11 protein-coding genes are annotated in these 17,787 nt (G+C 66.7%); 7 read left to right on the top strand and 4 right to left on the bottom strand.

Going from position 1 to position 17,787, the window contains the following annotated elements; genetic code table 11:
- Window positions 1-70: 70 nt before the first annotated feature.
- The 5 genes from NI2_RS24555 (at window position 71) to NI2_RS24535 (ending at window position 10,807) form a co-directional block, all read left to right on the top strand.
- Window positions 71-1,090, top strand: coding sequence for an LLM class F420-dependent oxidoreductase (locus NI2_RS24555; RefSeq protein ID WP_067494879.1), 1,020 nt, complete (start codon window positions 71-73; stop codon window positions 1,088-1,090).
- 213 nt (window positions 1,091-1,303) lie between these two features.
- Window positions 1,304-3,217 (top strand): long-chain-fatty-acid--AMP ligase FadD32, encoded by a 1,914-nt coding sequence (gene fadD32 / locus NI2_RS24550; RefSeq protein WP_067494876.1) that lies wholly within the window; start codon window positions 1,304-1,306, stop codon window positions 3,215-3,217.
- A gap of 94 nt (window positions 3,218-3,311) precedes the next feature.
- Window positions 3,312-8,477, top strand: coding sequence for a polyketide synthase Pks13 (pks13, locus tag NI2_RS24545; RefSeq protein WP_067494873.1), 5,166 nt, complete (start codon window positions 3,312-3,314; stop codon window positions 8,475-8,477).
- A 5-nt stretch (window positions 8,478-8,482) separates the two neighbouring features.
- Window positions 8,483-10,027 carry an acyl-CoA carboxylase subunit beta gene (locus NI2_RS24540; RefSeq protein ID WP_067494870.1) on the top strand — a complete coding sequence of 515 codons (1,545 nt, stop codon included), beginning with the start codon at window positions 8,483-8,485 and terminating at the stop codon, window positions 10,025-10,027.
- A 198-nt stretch (window positions 10,028-10,225) separates the two neighbouring features.
- A complete protein-coding gene (locus NI2_RS24535; RefSeq protein WP_067494866.1) occupies window positions 10,226-10,807 on the top strand; it encodes a Uma2 family endonuclease in 582 nt (193 codons plus the stop codon).
- Window positions 10,808-10,982: 175 nt separating this feature from the next.
- Here NI2_RS24535 and NI2_RS24530 read toward each other — a convergent pair whose 3' ends face one another.
- The 3 genes from NI2_RS24530 to NI2_RS35320 form a co-directional block, all read right to left on the bottom strand.
- The gene (locus NI2_RS24530) at window positions 10,983-11,480 is read right to left on the bottom strand and encodes a peptidylprolyl isomerase (protein WP_067494863.1); all 498 of its coding nucleotides are present in this window, start codon (window positions 11,478-11,480) and stop codon (window positions 10,983-10,985) included.
- Window positions 11,481-11,713: 233 nt separating this feature from the next.
- Window positions 11,714-12,361, bottom strand: coding sequence for a hypothetical protein (locus NI2_RS24525; RefSeq protein WP_067494860.1), 648 nt, complete (start codon window positions 12,359-12,361; stop codon window positions 11,714-11,716).
- Window positions 12,362-13,017: 656 nt separating this feature from the next.
- A complete protein-coding gene (locus NI2_RS35320; RefSeq protein WP_243750027.1) occupies window positions 13,018-13,356 on the bottom strand; it encodes a hypothetical protein in 339 nt (112 codons plus the stop codon).
- Here NI2_RS35320 and NI2_RS35315 point away from each other — a divergent pair.
- The gene (locus NI2_RS35315) at window positions 13,346-13,648 is read left to right on the top strand and encodes a hypothetical protein (RefSeq protein ID WP_243750026.1); all 303 of its coding nucleotides are present in this window, start codon (window positions 13,346-13,348) and stop codon (window positions 13,646-13,648) included. The genes NI2_RS35320 and NI2_RS35315 overlap by 11 nt on opposite strands.
- 471 nt (window positions 13,649-14,119) lie before the next feature.
- On the top strand, window positions 14,120-17,452 hold the full coding sequence (locus tag NI2_RS24515; protein ID WP_067494853.1) for an arabinosyltransferase domain-containing protein: 3,333 nt from the start codon (window positions 14,120-14,122) through the stop codon (window positions 17,450-17,452).
- Window positions 17,453-17,523: 71 nt separating this feature from the next.
- Here the strand turns inward: NI2_RS24515 and NI2_RS34005 are convergent, their stop codons facing one another.
- The gene (locus NI2_RS34005) at window positions 17,524-17,685 is read right to left on the bottom strand and encodes a hypothetical protein (protein ID WP_157101793.1); all 162 of its coding nucleotides are present in this window, start codon (window positions 17,683-17,685) and stop codon (window positions 17,524-17,526) included.
- Between the last annotated feature and the right edge of the window lie 102 nt (window positions 17,686-17,787).

Below are 17,787 nucleotides of genomic sequence, written 5' to 3'. Positions count from 1 at the left end.
TCGCTCGCACGCTGTAAAGTGCGCTGGTGATTGCGCCCGAACACACCGGAGAGCCAGGAGCGAAGAGTTCATGACCGAAGCTGGGGCACCCGTCGGTGAGTTGACCGCGCTGGGTACGCCGCTGCGTCCGTTCCGTTTCGCCGCGGCGGGCGAGGGCAACAAGCAGGAGGGTGGCGCGCGCAAGTTCGTCCAGACGGCACAGGAAGCCGAGGAGATGGGTTACGACACGTTCGTCGTGCCCGATCACCTGGGTGACCAGATCGGCCCGATCGCCGCGCTGGGCGCACTCACGCAGGCCACGAGCAAGATCCGGCTCGGCACCTCGGTGCTGGCCAACGGATTCCGCCATCCCGTCGTGCTCGCCAAGGACCTGGCGACCATCGACGTGCTGTCCAAGGGCAGGCTGGAAGTCGGCGTCGGCGCGGGCTGGATCAAGGAAGAGTTCGAGAACGCGGGCATCCCGTACGAGCGTCCGGGCGTGCGCCTGGAGAAGCTAGACGAGTCGCTGACGATTCTCGACACGCTGCTGCGCGGCCAGGAATGCAACTTCGAGGGCAAGCACTACCAGGTGCGCGGCATCAAGGGCACGCCGCGCCCGAGGCAGGGCCCGCGTCCGCCGCTGTGTACCGGTGGTGGCGGCCCGAAGATGCTCGCCCTGGCGGCCAAGCACGCCGACATCGTCTCGGTGGTGCCGCAGACGACCAAGAACGGCAAGGGCCTGCTCTCGGGCATCACGCTCGAGAAGACGATCGAGAAGGTCAACATCGTCAAGGCCGCTGCCGGTGACCGGTTCGCCGACATCGAACTGAACTGGGCCATCACCGCCATCGTCATCACCGACGACCGGGAGAAGACCGCCGAGATGGCGCTGCGCGCGATCGATCGCGGCCTGCACCCGGACCTCGAGGTCGACGTGGAGCTCTCGGTGGAAGATATTCTGAACTCGCCCTACGTCGCGATCGGTACGTTCGAGGAAATCGCCGAACAGATCAAGCGTGTGCGCGAACTCACGTCGATGTCGTATGTCGGCATCTTCCCCACCCAGATGGACGCGTTCGCGCCTGTCATTCCGCTGCTGCGGGAGGACTGAGCGGGGGTTCTCTGTAACATGACTCTGGTTTGAGAACATCTAGCCGATAGCGGTCTACCGCGCAGACCGCTCGAAAATCCGCAGGTTGTCAGGATGCATGCTCCGGCGTGCTCCGGGGGCCGGTGGCGATAGCGAGTCGTGGCCGCACCGGCGTCAACGTCGAAATGCGTTGGACGAATTCACCGGTGACTCGGCCTCGGAGGAGAAGAAGGAATGGAAGAGACTTTCGACGACTACCTGGACGAGACCGGGAACATCGTTATTCCCGAGGGTCGGACCCTGGTCGATCACGTCGAGAAGCACACCCGTAACGATGCGAACACGCTCGCGTACCGCTACATCGACTATTCGCGGGAACGCGACGGCGAGGTGCACGAGCTGACCTGGCAGGAGTTCGGAGTTCGGCTGCGCGCGGTGGCCGCTCGCCTGCAACAGGTGACCAACCCGGGCGACCGGGTCGCGATCCTCGCGCCGCAGGGCCTGGACTACGTGATCTCCTTCTTCGCCGCGATCTACGCGGGCACCATCTCGGTGCCGCTGTTCGATCCGGACGAACCCGGCCACACCGACCGGCTGCATGCCGTGCTCGGCGACTGCGAGCCGTCGGCGATCCTCACCGCTACCTCCTCGGCGGCAGGCGTGCGCCAGTTCTTCCGTTCGCTGCCCGCCGCTCAGCGCCCGCGCATCATCGCTGTCGACGCGATCCCCGACACCCTCGGTGACTCGTGGGTCCGCCCCGACACCGCGATCGACGACATCGCCTACCTGCAGTACACCTCGGGTTCCACCCGCACCCCCGCCGGCGTGGAGATCACGCACCGCGCGGTCGGGACGAACCTGCTGCAGATGATCAAGTCGCTGAACATGAACGAGAACTCGCGCGGCGTCACCTGGCTGCCGCTGTTCCACGACATGGGCCTGCTGACCGTGATCCTGCCCGCCGTCGGCGGCAAGTTCATCACCATCATGTCGCCGAGCGCGTTCGTGCGCCGCCCCTCGCGCTGGATCAATGAGCTGGCCGCCGTCTCCGACGGTGCCGGTACCTTCGCCGCCGCGCCGAACTTCGCGTTCGAGCACGCCGCCGCGCGTGGTGTGCCGAAGGCGGGCGAGTCGCTCGACCTGTCGAACGTGATCGGCCTGATCAACGGGTCCGAGCCGGTGACCGTGTCCTCGATGAAGAAGTTCAACGAGGCGTTCGCGCCGTTCGGTCTGCCCAAGACGGCCATCAAGCCCTGCTACGGCATGGCGGAGGCGACGCTGTTCGTCTCGGCGACCAAGTCCGAGGACGAGGCCAAGTACATCTACGTCGACCGCGACGAGCTGAACGCGGGCCGGATGGTTCGGGTCGAGCCGACCGCGCCGAACGCCATCGCGCAGGTCTCCTGCGGTTACGTCGGGTTGTCGCAGTGGGCCGCGATCATCGACCCGGAGTCGATCGACGATCCCAAGGGCGGCCGTGAGCTGCCCGACGGCCGGGTCGGTGAGATCTGGCTGCACGGCAAGAACATGGGCATCGGCTACTGGGGTCGCCCCGACGAGTCGGCCAAGACGTTCCGCAACAAGATCGCCGAAGCGCAGCCGGGTGGGCACACCGAGGGCACCGAGCCCGGTGCCGACTGGATGCGCACCGGCGACTACGGCGTGTACTTCGAGGGTGAGCTGTACATCACCGGTCGCGTGAAGGACCTGGTGATCGTCGACGGACGTAACCACTACCCGCAGGACCTCGAGTACTCCGCCCAGGAGGCCTCGACGGCGCTGCGTCCCGGTTTCGTCGCCGCTTTCGCGGTGCCCGCCAACCAGCTGCCCGCCGAGGTGTTCGCCGCCGACAGCCACTCGGGCATCAAGTTCGACGCCGACGACGCGTCCGAGCAGCTGGTGATCGTGGCCGAACGCGGTCCCGGCGCCGGTAAGGCCGACCCGGGCCCGATCGCCGACGCCGTGCGCGCGGCGATCTCGCAGCGCCACGGCGTCACCGCGCGTGACGTGCTGCTCGTGCCCGCGGGTTCCATTCCGCGTACGTCCAGCGGCAAGATCGCCCGGCGCGCCTGCAAGGCCGCCTACCTCGAGGGAACGCTGCGCGGTGGTTACACCCAGCAGGCTTTCCCCGATGCACCGGAAGAGTAATCGGCCGACCGGCTCGGAGCTGACGCCCGGTGTGACCACACCGGGCGTCAATCCACGGCGCGCCCTGTACGCAGACAGGTAGCTTGAGGAATTGATGGCTGACAACGAGGGCACGCCCACCCAGAACCCCGACCTCCCCGCGGAGCAGACCGAACTCTCGGTCGCCGAGCTGCGTGACTGGCTGCGCCGCTGGGTCGCCGACGCGACCGGCCAGTCGATCGACGCGATCACCGTCGACCGGCCGATGGAGGAGTTCGGGCTTGCCTCGCGCGACGCGCTGGCCCTCGGCGGCGACATCGAGGACCGCACCGGCGTTTCGCTGGCTCCCACGGTGATCTACCAGCACCCGACCATCGCGTCGCTGGCCGAGATCATCGTCAACGGTGAGCCGGAGGAGGTCGAGGAGTCGGCCGACGAGTACACCGCGAGCTTCGCCCCCGGTGAGGCGCACGACATCGCCGTGGTCGGCCTGTCGACGCGGCTGCCGGGCGCGGGCGACACTCCCGAGTCGACCTGGGAATTCATCATGGGCCGCGGCGACGCGATCCGTGAGCTGCCGGAGGGCCGCTGGGACGAGTTCCGCGCCGACCCGTCGGTCGCGGCGGCCATCGAGGCGGGCAACACCCTCGGCGGCTACCTGGACCAGGACGTGGTGAAGGGCTTCGACGCGGAGTTCTTCGCGATGTCGCCGGTCGAGGTGGAGCGGGTCGACCCGCAGCAGCGGCTGATGATGGAGCTCACCTGGGAAGCGCTCGAGCACGCGCGCATTCCGGCCAGTGACCTCAAGGGCGGCAAGGTCGGCGTGTTCGTCGGCTCCTCGACCAGCGACTTCCAGCTGCTCGCCTCGCTGGGGCTGGGCGACCGTGATCCGGATCTGCCGGTGTCGGCCGAGGGTTATGCCCTGCTCGGCGCGTCGACCGGTGTGATCGCGAACCGTGTCTCGTACTTCTTCGACTTCCGTGGCCCCTCGATCACCGTCGACACCGCCTGCTCCTCGACCATCGTCGCGGTGCACCAGGCGGTGCGCGCACTGCGTGACGGCGAGGCCGATGTGGCGCTCGCCGGCGGCGTGAACATGATGCTGGCCCCGGTGATCACGCTCGGTTTCGACCAGAACGGCGCGGTCGCCAAGGACGGGCACATCAAGGCGTTCTCCTCCGACGCCGACGGCATGGTCCGTTCCGAGGGCGCGGGCCTGGTCGTGCTCAAGCGCCTCGTCGACGCCGAACGCGACGGCGACAACATCCTCGGCGTGATCAAGGGTTCGGCCGTGAACTCCGACGGCCGCTCCAACGGCCTGTTCGCCCCCAACCCCGACGCCCAGGTCGACGTGCTGCGTGCCGCCTACCGCGACGCGCGCATCGCCCCCTCCTCGGTCGACTACATCGAGGCGCACGGCACCGGCACTCCCATCGGTGACCCGATCGAGGCCGACGCGCTGGCCCGCGTCATCGGCCGTGGCCGCGAGGCCGACAAGCCCGCCCTGCTCGGTTCGGTGAAGACCAACTTCGGCCACCTCGAATCCGGTGCGGGCGTGCCCGCTCTGGCCAAGGTGCTGATGTCGTTCCAGCACAACGTGATTCCGCCGAACATCAACTACGCGGGCCCGAGCCCGTACATCCCGTTCGAGCAGGCCAACCTCAAGGTCGTCGACGAGCCGACCGAGTTCCCGCGCTACAGCGGTGTCGCCACCGTCGGTATCTCCGGTTTCGGTTTCGGTGGCACCAACGCGCACGTGGTGCTGCAGGAATACGTGCCGTCGCAGCCCGTCGTCGAGGACGTGACGTCCGAGCAGGTCGCCGCCGCCCAGGTCGAGGGTGAGGAGACCACCGATGTGGTCGCCGAGGCCGTCGCGATCACCGAGGCCGCCGTCGAACCGGCCCCGCTCGAGTGGGACGGCGACCGCGAGGAGCCGCTGCCGGTGATCCTCGCCGTGTCGGCCTACCTGCCGTCGCGCCGCAAGCGTGCCGCCGCCCGGCTCGCCGACTGGCTAGAGGGTGCGGGCAAGGATGTGCCGCTGGCCGACGTGGCCCGTTCGCTGGCCAGGCGCAGCCACCAGCGTTCGCGCGGTGTCGTCGTCGCCAAGACGCACGAGGAGGCCGTGGCCGGCCTGCGCGCGATCGCCGAGGGCAAGCCGGGCGCCGGTGTGTTCACCGCCGACTCGCCCGCGTCCAACGGTCCGGTGTGGGTGATGGCCGGTTTCGGCTCCCAGCACCGCAAGATGGCCAAGCAGCTCTACACCGAGAACTCGATCTTCCGTAAGACGGTCGACGAGGTCGACGAGCTGGTGCAGGACGAGGCCGGCTACTCGATTCGCGAGATGTTCCTCGACGACGAGCAGGACTACGACGTCGGCACCTGCCAGGTCGGTATCTTCACCATCCAGCTCGGCCTGGCCGCCGTGCTACGCGCACACGGCGCGGAACCCGCCGCGGTGGTTGGTCATTCGATGGGTGAGGTCGCCGGCGCCTACATCGCGGGCGGTCTGTCGATCGAGGACGCGGTGCGCGTGATCTGCGCCCGCTCGCGCCTGATGGGCGAGGGCGAGCAGATGATCACCGAGGACGACGTGCGCAATATGGCACTGGTCGAACTCAGCGCCCACGACGTGGCCCAGCTGCTGCCGCGCTTCCCCGATGTGGAATGCGCGGTGTACGCGGCGCCGACGAACACCGTCATCGGTGGTCCGCGCGATCAGGTGGAGCAGATCGTCGCCGAGGTGGAGGGCATGGGCAAGTTCGCCCGCATCCTGCCGACCCGCGGCGCGGGCCACACCTCCCAGATGGATCCGCTGCTCGGCGAACTCGCCGCCGAACTCGCCGGCATCGAGCCCACGTCGCTGAAGGTGGGCCTGTACTCGACCGTGCACGAGGGCCTGTACTTCAAGCCCGGCACCGACCCGATCCACGACGAGCCGTACTGGGTGAAGAACATGCGCCACAGCGTGTACTTCACCAACGCGATCAAGGCCGCCGTCGACACCGGGCACACCACGTTCCTCGAGCTGGCGCCGAATTCCGTCGCGCTGATGCAGGTTCTCGGCACCACCTTCGCGGCCGGTGTGCACGACGCCCAACTGATCCCGACCTTGAAGCGCAAGGAGGACGAGTCGGCCGGTGTCATCGGCGCGCTCGCCCAGCTCTACGTGCACGGTCATGCGGTGAACCTGAGTTCGCTGCTGCCCGAAGGTGATTACGCCGATATCCCGCGTACCGCGTTCGTGCGCAAGGAGTACTGGCCCAAGGTCACGATGTCCTCGGGTTCGGGCAACACCCGCGTGCCCGGCGCGCACGTCGCGATGCCCGACGGCCGTCACGCCTGGGAGGTCCAGGCGGCCTCCGTCGACGACCTCACCGCCCTGGTGAAGGCCGCTGCCGCGCAGGTGCTTTCCGATGTCGCCGTCACAGTGACGCACCCGCACGCCGAGCTGCCCGCCACCGGCACCCTCACCACCACGCTCACCCCGCACCTCGGTGGGGCGTCGGTGCAGGTGCACGCCAAGACGCCGGTCGGGTTCACCCTGTTGTTCGACGCGGTCGTCACCTCCGGTGCGGCCCTGCCCGAACCGGTTGCGCCCGTTGCCGTTCCGGCTGCCGAGCCCTCGGCCGCCGAGATCGCCGTCGCCACCAGCGACCGCTGGGACCCCAACGGCAGCGAGACCGTCGAGCAGCGACTGTGCGTGATCGTCGCCGAGTCCATGGGTTACGCCGTCGAGGACCTCCCCATGGAGATCCCGCTGATGGAACTCGGCCTCGACTCGCTGATGGCCATGCGCATCAAGAACCGTGTGGAATACGAGTTCGACATCCCGCAGTTGCAGGTGTCGGCCGTGCGCGATGCCAGTCTGCACGAGGTGGCCAAGGTGCTGCGCTACGCGATCGAGCACCGCGACGAGGTCGCGGCGATGGCGGAGAAGCAGGCCGCGGCGCGGGCCGCGGGCGAGGATGTGGAGCTCGGGGTCGACGCGAACTTCGTCGAGGCGGCTCGGGCCGCTATCGCGGCGGGGGATGATCCGTTGGCCGCGGCCAAGGCTGCCGGTGCTGAGCTTCCGTCGGAAAGTGCTGCGGGGGAGTCGGTTTCCGATGCTCCTGCGAGCGATGCGGCTGTCGCCGAGCCGGTTGCGGAAGAGTCCGCTGTTGCCGATATCGACTACTTCGCCGATGCGAGTGCCGACGAGGACAACGTTCCGCCACGTGACGCGGCCGAGCGGTTGACCTACGCCACCTGGGCAGTCGTCACAGGTGCCTCGCCCGGCGGCATCTTCAACACTCTCCCGATTCTGGAAGAGGCGGTCGCCGAGAAGATGGCGGCCCGCCTCACCGAGCGGGTGGGTGCCGAGGTGACCGTCGACGACGTGCTCGACTGCGAGACGATCGAGCAGTTGTCCGACATCGTGCGCGGGTTGCAGGACAGCGGGGCCGATGTGGACGGGTTCGTTCGTCCGCTGCGCGCTCGTGTGGAAGGTTCCGACGCCGTGCCGGTGTTCGTGTTCCATCCGGCCGGTGGCAATACGCTCGTCTACGAGCCGTTGATGAAGCGTCTGCCCGCCGACACGCCGGTGTACGGCTTCGAACGGGTCGAAGGCTCGATCGAAGAGCGCGCCAGGGAGTACCTGCCCGAGCTGCGCAAGATTCAGGGCAACGGCCCGTACGTGCTGTACGGCTGGTCGCTCGGCGCGGTCCTCGCGCTTCAGGTCGCCCAGTTGCTGCGCGAAGAAGGCGCGGATGTGCGGCACGTGGGTCTGATCGACCTCGCCATGCCGGTGGAAGACGAGGACAACAGTTTCGAGGAGCGCGTTCGCCGCCTCGAGCGGTACCAGGCCTTCGCCAAGAAGACCTACAACGTGCCCGCCGAACTCGACCGTGAGCAGATCGAAGAGCTCGCCGCCGCGTCCGACGCCGAGCAGATGACGATCATCGGTGACCTCGTCAAGCTGAGTGGCGCGAAGATCCCCGGTGGCGTGCTCGAGCATCAGCGCACTTCGTGGATCGAGCAGCGCGCTCTGCAGCAGGCGCAGCCGCGCAAGTACGACGGTGACGTCGTGCTGTATCTGGCAGACCGCTACCACGACGGCGCCATCGAACTCGAGCCGCGTTACGGCAACCGCCGCCCCAATGGCGGCTGGGACGAATACATTCCCAACCTGGAGATCGTCCACATTCCGGGCGACCACCTGCAGATCGTCGACGAACCGCGGATCGGCCAGATCGGTGCCGACCTCGCCGCCAAGCTGGCCGCGATTTCCGCAAAGGGAGATTGAGTTAGTTGAGCACGACCGCCGAAAAGCTTGCCGATCTGAACCAGCGGCTCGAGCTCGCCAAAGAGCCCGCGGGCGCGAAGGGTATCGAAAAGCGGGCGCGTAAGGGCATTCCGAGTGCCCGTGACCGGATCAACATGCTGATGGATCCGGGCACCTTCGTCGAGATCGGTGCGCTGGTCCGCAAGCCCGGCGACCCGACCGCCCTCTACGGCGACGGTGTCGTCGTCGGCCACGGACAGGTCGACGGCCGTCCGGTCGCGGTGTTCTCGCACGACCAGACCGTGTACGGCGGTTCGGTGGGTGAGGCGTTCGGCCGCAAGCTGTGCGGGATCATGCAGTACGCCGCCAAGGTCGGTATCCCGCTGGTCGGCATCAACGATTCCGGTGGCGCGCGCGTGCAGGAGGCCATCAGCTCGCTGGCCTGGTACGCGTGGATGGCGACCAATGTGGAGCCGCTGTCGGGCATGGTGCCGCTGGTGTCGGTGATCCTCGGCAACTGCGCCGGTGGCGCGGTGTACCAGCCGATCTGCACCGATGTGGTGGTGGCGACCGAGTCGGCGCACATGTTCGTGACCGGTCCGAAGATCATCAAAGAGGTCACCGGCGAGGACGTGAGCCTCGAGGAGCTCGGCGGTGCGAAGACGCAGGCCGAGTACGGCAACATCCACCACGTTGCCGTCGACGAGGCCGCCGCGTTCCAGTGGGTGCGTGAGTACCTGGCCTACATGCCGAGCAGCTGCCAGGAGCTTCCGCCGGTCGTGAACCCGGGCATCGAGCCCGAGATCACCGACTCCGATCGTGAGCTGAACACGATCATGCCGGACTCCGACAACGCCGGTTACGACATGTACGACATCCTGCTGCGCATCTTCGACGACGGTGAGTTCAAGGAGATCAGCGCGGGCACCGGCCCCAACATCATCACCGGTTTCGCCAGGGTCGACGGCCGCAGCGTCGGTGTTGTCGCCAACCAGCCGCTGGCCTCGGCCGGCGCGCTGGACGCGCGCGCCTCGGACAAGGCCTCGCACTTCGTGCGCCTGTGCGACGCCTTCGAGATCCCCCTGATCTTCGTCGTCGACACCCCCGGCTTCCTGCCCGGCGTGGAACAGGAGAAGGTCGGCGTCATCAAGCGCGGCGGCCGCTTCCTGTTCTCCTACGTGGAAGCCTCGGTCCCCAAGATCACCCTGGTGGTCCGCAAGTCCTACGGCGGCGGCTACGCGGTGATGGGCTCCAAGCAGCTCGGCGCCGACATCAACCTCGCCTGGCCGACCGCCCGCCTCGCCGTGATGGGCGCCGAGGGCGCCGTCAGCCTCCTCGGCGCCGCCCAGATCGCCGCCGCCCCCGAAGACCAGCGCGCCGCCATCCGCCAAAACCTGATCGACTTCTACAACGCCAACATCGCCACCCCCTGGGTAGCCGCCGAACGCGGCTTCATCGACGCGGTAATCGAACCCGCCACCACCCGCCTGGAACTCCGCCGAGCCCTGAAACTCCTCCAGGACAAGAAACTCCAACGCAACCCCCGCAAACACCACGTGCTGCCCTTGTAGCCCTCACCAACGGCCTGTCGCGACTCCCGCGGCAGGCCGTTGTGCTCGGCCACCGAGCACCCACGCGCCGTCAACCACCGGCGACCGAGCGCAATCCTCATCGCGCTCCAAACCTGCTCGGGGGTCCCCACCCTCGCAGTCATCAAGGTCGGGGTGAAGGATGCCTCGTCGAGCGAATGCACTGGGTATCGTTGATTCATGACCGCAGCGCGTGAGCCGCTTATGACGACCGGGGAGTTCGAGGAACTCGCGCGCGTCGCCGGTCAGATGTCCGAAGGTGTACGGCTGGAGTTCGTCGAGGGGAAGCTGGGGGCGAAGGCCGTGCCGGACGGGGACCATGACTGTGTGCTCGAGTGGCTGATGCGTATCCTGCTCGTTCTGCGCCCCGAACTGTGGCTGTTTCCCGAACGCGGATTGAAGGTCGACTCGTATCGGACAGGTCGGGCGCGCCCGCACGGTGCACTTGCTCCGACCGGTGTCTTCGCAGGACAACCCGAATGGGCCGACCCTGCGCCGGTATTGATGGTCGTCGAGGTGACATCACACGATCAAGACACGGACCGGCGGGATCGTTGCGAGAAGCCGCGTGCTTACGCCAGAACCGGCATTCCGGTGTATCTCCTGATCGATCGGGAGAAGGGTTCCGTTGTCGTGCGGAGCAATCCGGTCGACGGTGAGTACGAGCGAATCCTCATCCAGCCTTTCGGTGCACAGGTCACCCTCCCCGAACCCGTCGGCGTCACACTCGATACAGAGCCGTTGAAAGCCTGGGTTGCCTGAGCCTGAAAAACCTTTTACGTGTTCGACCGACGAAGTCGGGGCTTTGGAATTCGTCGTCGACCAATTCTTTATTGCGGTCGGCCACCCGTGCGGTCATAAGCGTGCCGGAGTCGAATACCTTCGGGACGGGCCGCCACCGAAAGGAAGGTGGCGGCCCGGTGCAAGCGTCGAAAGATCAGGCGACGGTTGCGGATTCGATGATGACGTCGGCGGTGGGGACGTCCTGGTGGGGGCCCGCGTTGCCGGTGGGGACTGCGGCGATCTTGTCGACCACTTCGGTGCCCTCGGCGACCTTGCCGAAGACGGCGTAGCCCCAGCCCTGGCCCTGGGGGGCCGTGTGGTTGAGGAAGGCGTTGTCGGAGACGTTGATGAAGAACTGGGCGGTGGCCGAGTGGGGGTCGTTGGTGCGGGCCATCGCGACGGTGTACTTGTCGTTCTTCAGGCCGTTGGTTGCTTCGTTCTGGATGGGCGCCTGGGTGGGCTTCTGCTTCAGGCCGGGCTCGAAGCCGCCGCCCTGCACCATGAAACCGGGGATGACGCGGTGGAACACGGTGCCGTTGTAATGGCCGGAGTTCACGTAGTTCACGAAGTTGGCGACCGTGTTCGGCGCGGCCTGGTCGTCCAACTCGAGCACGATCGGTCCGTAGTTTGTTACGAGATTCACCTTGGTCATGCGGTCGAGTCTAGGGAGGGGAAGGGTCAGGAAGTGACCGGGGTCCGGCGCGCCGGTAAAACTACTCCCGGCAGAAGGGTGCGCCCGACCGGGAAATACCCTGTCGGGGGACATAATCGATCAGGAGCCCGCGTGCGCATCGAACGCACGCGGGCCTTATTGCACACCGGTGTGCTTCACCTGATTCGCGGTGACTTCGTCGCGATTCCCGTCACCGGAATATCACCCTGAAATCAGGGGCCGACCGTGATCGGCGTCGACGGATCGGTGGCGTTGTCCACCTTGTACGTGGCGGTCACCGTGCCGCTGGTCGCGCTGGTCGGGCAGCCGAACCCACCGGTCACCTTGATCGGTGCAGGCGCATCGGACAGCGCCACCGTGGAGGGCGTCCCGTTGGTCCACGTACCTGCCACATCTGCCGGGGCGGTTGGCGCGACCACGGCGGTGCAGGCCGTGATGCCACTGGTCTTGATCACCATGCCGCCGGTGGGGATCGCCAGGCTGCCGGTGATGGGCGAGCCGTTCTGGCCGGTGATCGCCCAATCTCCACTGGTGGTGATGGTGGCGCTGGTGCCGGGCAGACTCGTCGTGCAGTCGGCGAAGCTCGGCGCCGCGATCGGCACCGACACCGGCCCACTCGGGTTGGTGTTGCCGGGCGCGGCGGGCACCGTGCCGGTGGTGCTCGAGGTGGTGCAGGTGACGGTGACACCGCCCGCAACGAATTTCACCGACCCGGAATTCGTCGCCGACACATTCGCGCCGGCGGGCGAAATGGTGGTGGAGCCGGCGGCGTTTGCCGGTCCGATGCCGAAAGTGACGGCAACTGCCGCACAACTCACGCTTGCCAAGGCGGCGCGTGTCCAGAATTTGTTTTCGATCATGCGTACTCCTAGGTGAAGCCGACAAGCATTCGGAATGAAAGCTGTCAGGAGCAAGAGTACGAATCCGCATTGTTCATGTCGCGTGTTTCGCCGCGACCATTTCATGGTGAATCACCCGCCGTTCGGGACCCGAACGCGGCTCGTCCAGCTTAGAATGCCCAGCCGTTACCAGGCATAACAGTTACCACCGTTCGTATTAACGGTTGCACGATCGACCGGTACTATGGCGACTATCTCTGTGCCAAGCTGCGGGCGCCGATCCGAGTTGTTGCTGACCTGCTGTAATAGTTGTCAGGCATCATAAAGAAACGAACAGCAGGACCGTTGCAACTCGGTAGTTTCCGATTCTAAACACAATAAATCGGTTGAACTCCACACCGCCGGTCGTGAGAATTCGCCAGGCGTCATCTCATCCGAATCGGCTGTTCGGATCGGATATCCACAGCGGTGATGTCTCAGTGGATAACCGCCGAATCAGGACCCGGACATGGCAAATCCGCGTACAGGAAACAATTCTCGCCGCGGAATCTCTGAATGCGGGGACCCGCATGCGTCATCGGACGCATGCGGGCCTTTATTTATTGCACACCGGCGTGCTTCACCTGATTCGCGGTGACTTCGTCGCGTTACCCGTCACCGGAATATCAACCCTGAAATCAGGGGCCGACGGTAATCGGCACCGACGGGTTGGTGGTGTTGTTCACCTTGTAGGTGGCCGTCACCGTTCCGGTGGTCGAGCTGGTCGGGCAGCCGAATCCACCGGTCACCTTGATGGGCGCCGAGGCGTTGTTCAGCGACACCGTCGAGGGCGACCCGTTGGTCCACGAACCGGCCACATTCGCCGGTGCCGTGGGGGCGACAACGGCGGTGCAGGTGGCGAGACCGGAGGTCTTGATCACCGCGCCACCGGTGGGAATCACCAGGCTGCCCGTGATGGGCGAGCCGTTCTGGCCGGTGATCGCCCAGCTGCCGCTGGTGGTGACGGTGGCGCTCACACCCCACATGCTCGTGGTGCATCCGGTGATGCTCGGTGCCGCGATGGGAACCGTCACCGGCCCGCTCGGGTTCGAGTTGTTCGGCGCGGCGGGTACCGCGCCGGTGGTGCTCGAGGTCGTGCAGGTCACCGTGACGCTGCCCGCCACGAACTTCACCGTCCCCGAATTGGTAGCCGACACATTCGCCCCGGCGGGCGAAACGGTGGTGGATCCGGCGGCGTGCGCCGGCCCTATTCCGAAGGCAATTGCGGCTGCCGCACAACTCACGGAAGCCAGGGCTGCACGCGTATAGAAATTGGTATGGCTCATGCGTACTCCTAGGTGAAGCCGACAGACTTTCGGGATGAAAGCTGTCACGTTCAAGAGTACGAATGGGAATTGTTTACAGCGCTCGATTCATCGCGACGATTTCGTGCGGAAACTTTCGTGAAAAGGGTGCGTATTCGCCGATTCCGGCCTTAGAATGCACTGACGTTACCGCGTGTAACAGTTACTACACTTTTTATCAACACCGAGAACCCGCGCTGGTATCATCGGATGATTCCTGTGCCTTCTTCGGTCACCTTCTGCCACTCCGAACGGACCTGGATCGATAGCCGATACGCATCATGGCGAAACAAGCGGGGCCGGCGGGAGGATCACGGGCTCTACCAGGTTAAACCTAATGAAATGCTTGAACTTCACACTGGCAATCCGACGACTCCACGGCCGCTGACTCGCGCGCACCAACGCTGAGTCAACCCAGCAGATACCATGGCGAACCGTGCCAGACGCCGCAACAGCTGTTCTCTCCAAGCCACCCGCAGAACCGGTGGCCTCCGCGAAGGACTTCCGCATCGCGCGATGGATCGCGCTGATCGCCGGACTCCTGGGAGCCGTGTTCGCGGTGGCGACGCCGTTCCTGCCGGTCACCCAGACCACCGCGCAGCTGAACTGGCCGCAGAACGGCAAGCTCGGCAATCTGCAAGCGCCCCTGATGTCGCAGGTGCCGATCGACCTCAACGCCACCATTCCGTGCGCCGCGGTCGACCGGTTGCCCGCCCAGGGCGGCATGCTGCTGGCCACCGCACCACCCCAGGGCGACGGCGCCGCGCTCGAGGCGCTGTTCGTTCGCGTCTCCGACACCGCCGTCGACGTGGTCGACCGCAACGCGGTGGTCGCCTCGGCGCCGCGTTCGGAGATGGGCGGCTGCTCGACCATCACCATCGCCTCCGACCAGCACCGCACCCGCGCCTCGTTCGACGGCCTGACGACCGAGATCGAGCGGCCGATCCCCGGTCGGCCCGGCGCGACGGAGACGGTGCGCGTCCCGGTGGAGGGCGAGCTCGGCGGCGACCTGCGCCCGCAGATCGTCGGCGTGTTCTCCGATCTGGAAGGCGAAGTACCCCAGGGCCTCTCGCTCACCTCGACCATCGACACCAGGTTCTCGTCGAGCCCGTCGGCGGTGAAACTCATCGCGATCATCGCGGCCGTGCTGTGCACCCTGCTGGCACTCGGTGCGCTCGCCCAGCTCGACGGCAGCGACGGGCGTGGGCACCGCCGGTTCCTGCCGAAGAACTGGCTGAAACCGACCTGGGCCGACGGCGCGGTGATCGGCACGCTGCTCGTGTGGCATTTCGTCGGCGCCAACACCTCCGACGACGGCTACATCCTCTCGATGGTCCGGGTGGCGCCCGAAGCGGGCTACATGGCCAACTACTTCCGCTGGTACGGCGTGCCGGAGGCGCCGTTCGGCTGGTACTACTACGTCATCCAGGTGTTCGCGGAGATCTCCACGGCCAGCCCGTGGGTGCGCGTCCCGGCGCTGATCTGCGCGATCCTGTGCTGGATGGTCATCAGCCGCGAGGTGGTGCCCCGCCTCGGCAACGCGGTCAAGCGCAGCCAGGTGGCGCTGTGGACCGGTGGCCTGGTGTTCCTCGCCTTCTGGCTGCCCTTCGACAACGGCCTGCGCTCGGAGCCGATCGTCGCCCTCGGCGCGCTGCTCACCTGGGTCTCGATCGAACGCGCCATCGCCACCGGTCGGCTGCTGCCCGCTGGGATCGCGGTGCTCGTCGCCGCCTTCACGCTGGCCGCCGCCCCGACCGGTCTGATGTGTGTGGCCGCGCTGCTGGCCGGTATCCGGCCGCTGGTGCGGATCATCGTGCGCCGTCATCGGCAGTTCGGCACGGCCGCGCTGCTCGCGCCGATCGCCTCGGCGGGCCTGCTGGTGCTCACCGTGGTCTACAGCGACCAGACCTTCGCCGGTATCCAGGAGGCCAACCGGGTGCGCCAGGCCACCGGCCCGAACCTGGCCTGGTACGAGGACTACCTGCGCTACTACTACATGTTCGTCGAGACCGTCGACGGCTCGCTGGCCCGCCGCTTCGCCTTCCTGGTGATGCTGCTGTGCCTGTTCACGACGTTGCTGGTGCTGCTGCGCCGCCGCCAGGTGCCCGGTATCGCGTCCGGTCCGACCTGGCGTTTGATGGCCGTGGTGTTCGGCACGATCTTCTTCATGATGTTCAACCCGACGAAGTGGACCCACCACTTCGGCGCGTACGCGGGCATCGCCGGATCGCTGGCCGCGGTGACGGCCGTGGCCGTGTCACAGAGCGCGTTGCGTTCACGCAAGAACCGGGCGATCTTCCTCGCCGGGCTGCTGTTCGTGCTCGCGCTGTCGTTCTCGGGCATCAACGGGTACTGGTACGTGTCCAGCTACGGCGTGCCGTGGTTCGACAAGACCATCTCGCTGCGCGGGGTGCACTCCAACACCGTGATGCTGATCCTGTTCGGCGTCGGATTGGCCCTGGTCGGCTGGTACGCACTGCGCGAGGACTATGTGAAACCGCAACCCTCGGCGAAGACCAAGCGCGGCAGGCGGATTCGCAAGTTCGCCGCCATCCCGCTCACCGTCGTGGTCGGGCTGATGGTCGCGTTCGAGGTGCTCTCGCTGGTGAAGGGCGCCACCCAGCAGTACCCGGCGTATTCGCTCGCCCGCTCCAACATCGACGCGCTCGGTGGCGAGAGCTGCGGCCTGGCCCGCGACGTGCTGGTGGAAGCCGACCCGAACAGCGGCAGACTCGACCCGATCGTCGACCCGTCGCGTCCGCTCGTCGACCCTGCCGACCCGCTGCGCGGCACGCTGGCCGAAGGGTTCAGTGCCAACGGTGTGCCGAGCGACCTGTCGGCCGACGCCGTCGAGGTGAAGCCGGGTACCGGCAACACCAGCAACCAGTCGGTCGGCGCCGCCTTCGCCGAAGGTGAGAGCGCGGGCACCGGCGGTGGTGAGGGCGCGCGCGGCGTCAACGGGTCCACCGTCGCACTGCCGTTCGGTCTCGATCCCGCCCAGACGCCGGTGCTCGGCTCCTACCAGGAGGGCATGCAGCAGCGCGCCCGCCTCGAGTCGTCCTGGTACGGGCTGCCCGCGCGCACCGAGGAGTCGCCGCTGATCGTCATCAGCGCGGCCGGTCGCATCGCCTCCAAGGACGACACCGGCGCCGACAAGTACGGCCAGTCGCTGCTCGTGGAGTACGGCACGCGCAACCCCGACGGCAGCGTCACCCCGCTCGGCACCTACCAGCCGCGTGATATCGGTCCGGCGCCGTCATGGCGCAACCTGCGGGTGCCGCTGGCCGAGCTGGCTCCCGAGGCGAACGCCGTGCGCATCCTGGCCAACGACCCGATTCTGATCGGTGACCAGTGGCTGGCGTTCACCCCGCCGCGTGTGCCCAAGCTGCAGAGCCTCGACAGCTTCATCGGCCGCACCCAGCCGGTGCTGCTCGACTGGGCCGTGGGCCTGCAGTTCCCGTGCCAGCGTCCGTTCTCGCACGAGAACGGCGTGGCCGAGGTGCCCAACTACCGCATCCTGCCCGACCGCCCGCTGGCCATCTCCTCGACCGACACCTGGCAGGCCCAGGAGTTCGGTGGCCCGCTCGGCTTCGCGCAGATGCTGGCCGCCCGGGTGACCATCCCCACGTATCTGAAGGACGACTGGGCCCGCGACTGGGGTTCGCTGGAACGCTACGACCAGCACATCCAGGCCGAACCGGCCCAGCTCGAGACCACGACGACCGGTCGCGACGGGTTCTGGAGCCCGGGACCGCTTCGGGTGTTCTGAGTCGGGAAAGCGTGAAGGCGGGGACCACCATCGTGGTCCCCGCCTTCGGTTTGTATGCCGTGTGTGGAAGGTCAGACGTTGAGCAAGCGACGGTTGAGGTCGCGGCGTAATACCTCCTGGGAGGGCAGTCTTTCCAGCACCCGCATCACGGCAGGTCGTAGTTCCTTCTTCTCGTCGTCGCTGAGCAGGTCGACGAGATCCCGCAGGTCCATGTCATCGAAGGCTCCTGTCATACCCACCAGGGTACGTGCCCAAACCTGAGAACGGGCCAAGTTGAGCGGCTCCTTAACGGGTCTTTCACCGAAACGAAATGTGCAGTGACACTAGGGTTTTCG

The organism is Nocardia ignorata NBRC 108230, assembly GCF_001612905.1.
Lineage (GTDB): Bacteria > Actinomycetota > Actinomycetes > Mycobacteriales > Mycobacteriaceae > Nocardia > Nocardia ignorata.
Note: the sequence above shows the minus strand (reverse complement) of the source record. Positions and strands in the feature narration are given on the sequence as shown.

Excerpts from the sequence above, each read along its gene's own strand:
- NI2_RS24555 (WP_067494879.1), top strand. The coding sequence starts at position 71 with ATGACCGAAGCTGGGGCACCCGTCGGTGAGTTGACCGCGCTGGGTACG.
- fadD32 (WP_067494876.1), top strand. The coding sequence starts at position 1,304 with ATGGAAGAGACTTTCGACGACTACCTGGACGAGACCGGGAACATCGTT.
- pks13 (WP_067494873.1), top strand. The coding sequence starts at position 3,312 with ATGGCTGACAACGAGGGCACGCCCACCCAGAACCCCGACCTCCCCGCG.
- NI2_RS24535 (WP_067494866.1), top strand. The coding sequence starts at position 10,226 with ATGACCGCAGCGCGTGAGCCGCTTATGACGACCGGGGAGTTCGAGGAA.
- NI2_RS24530 (WP_067494863.1), bottom strand. The coding sequence starts at position 11,480 with ATGACCAAGGTGAATCTCGTAACAAACTACGGACCGATCGTGCTCGAG.
- NI2_RS24525 (WP_067494860.1), bottom strand. The coding sequence starts at position 12,361 with ATGATCGAAAACAAATTCTGGACACGCGCCGCCTTGGCAAGCGTGAGT.
- NI2_RS34005 (WP_157101793.1), bottom strand. The coding sequence starts at position 17,685 with ATGACAGGAGCCTTCGATGACATGGACCTGCGGGATCTCGTCGACCTG.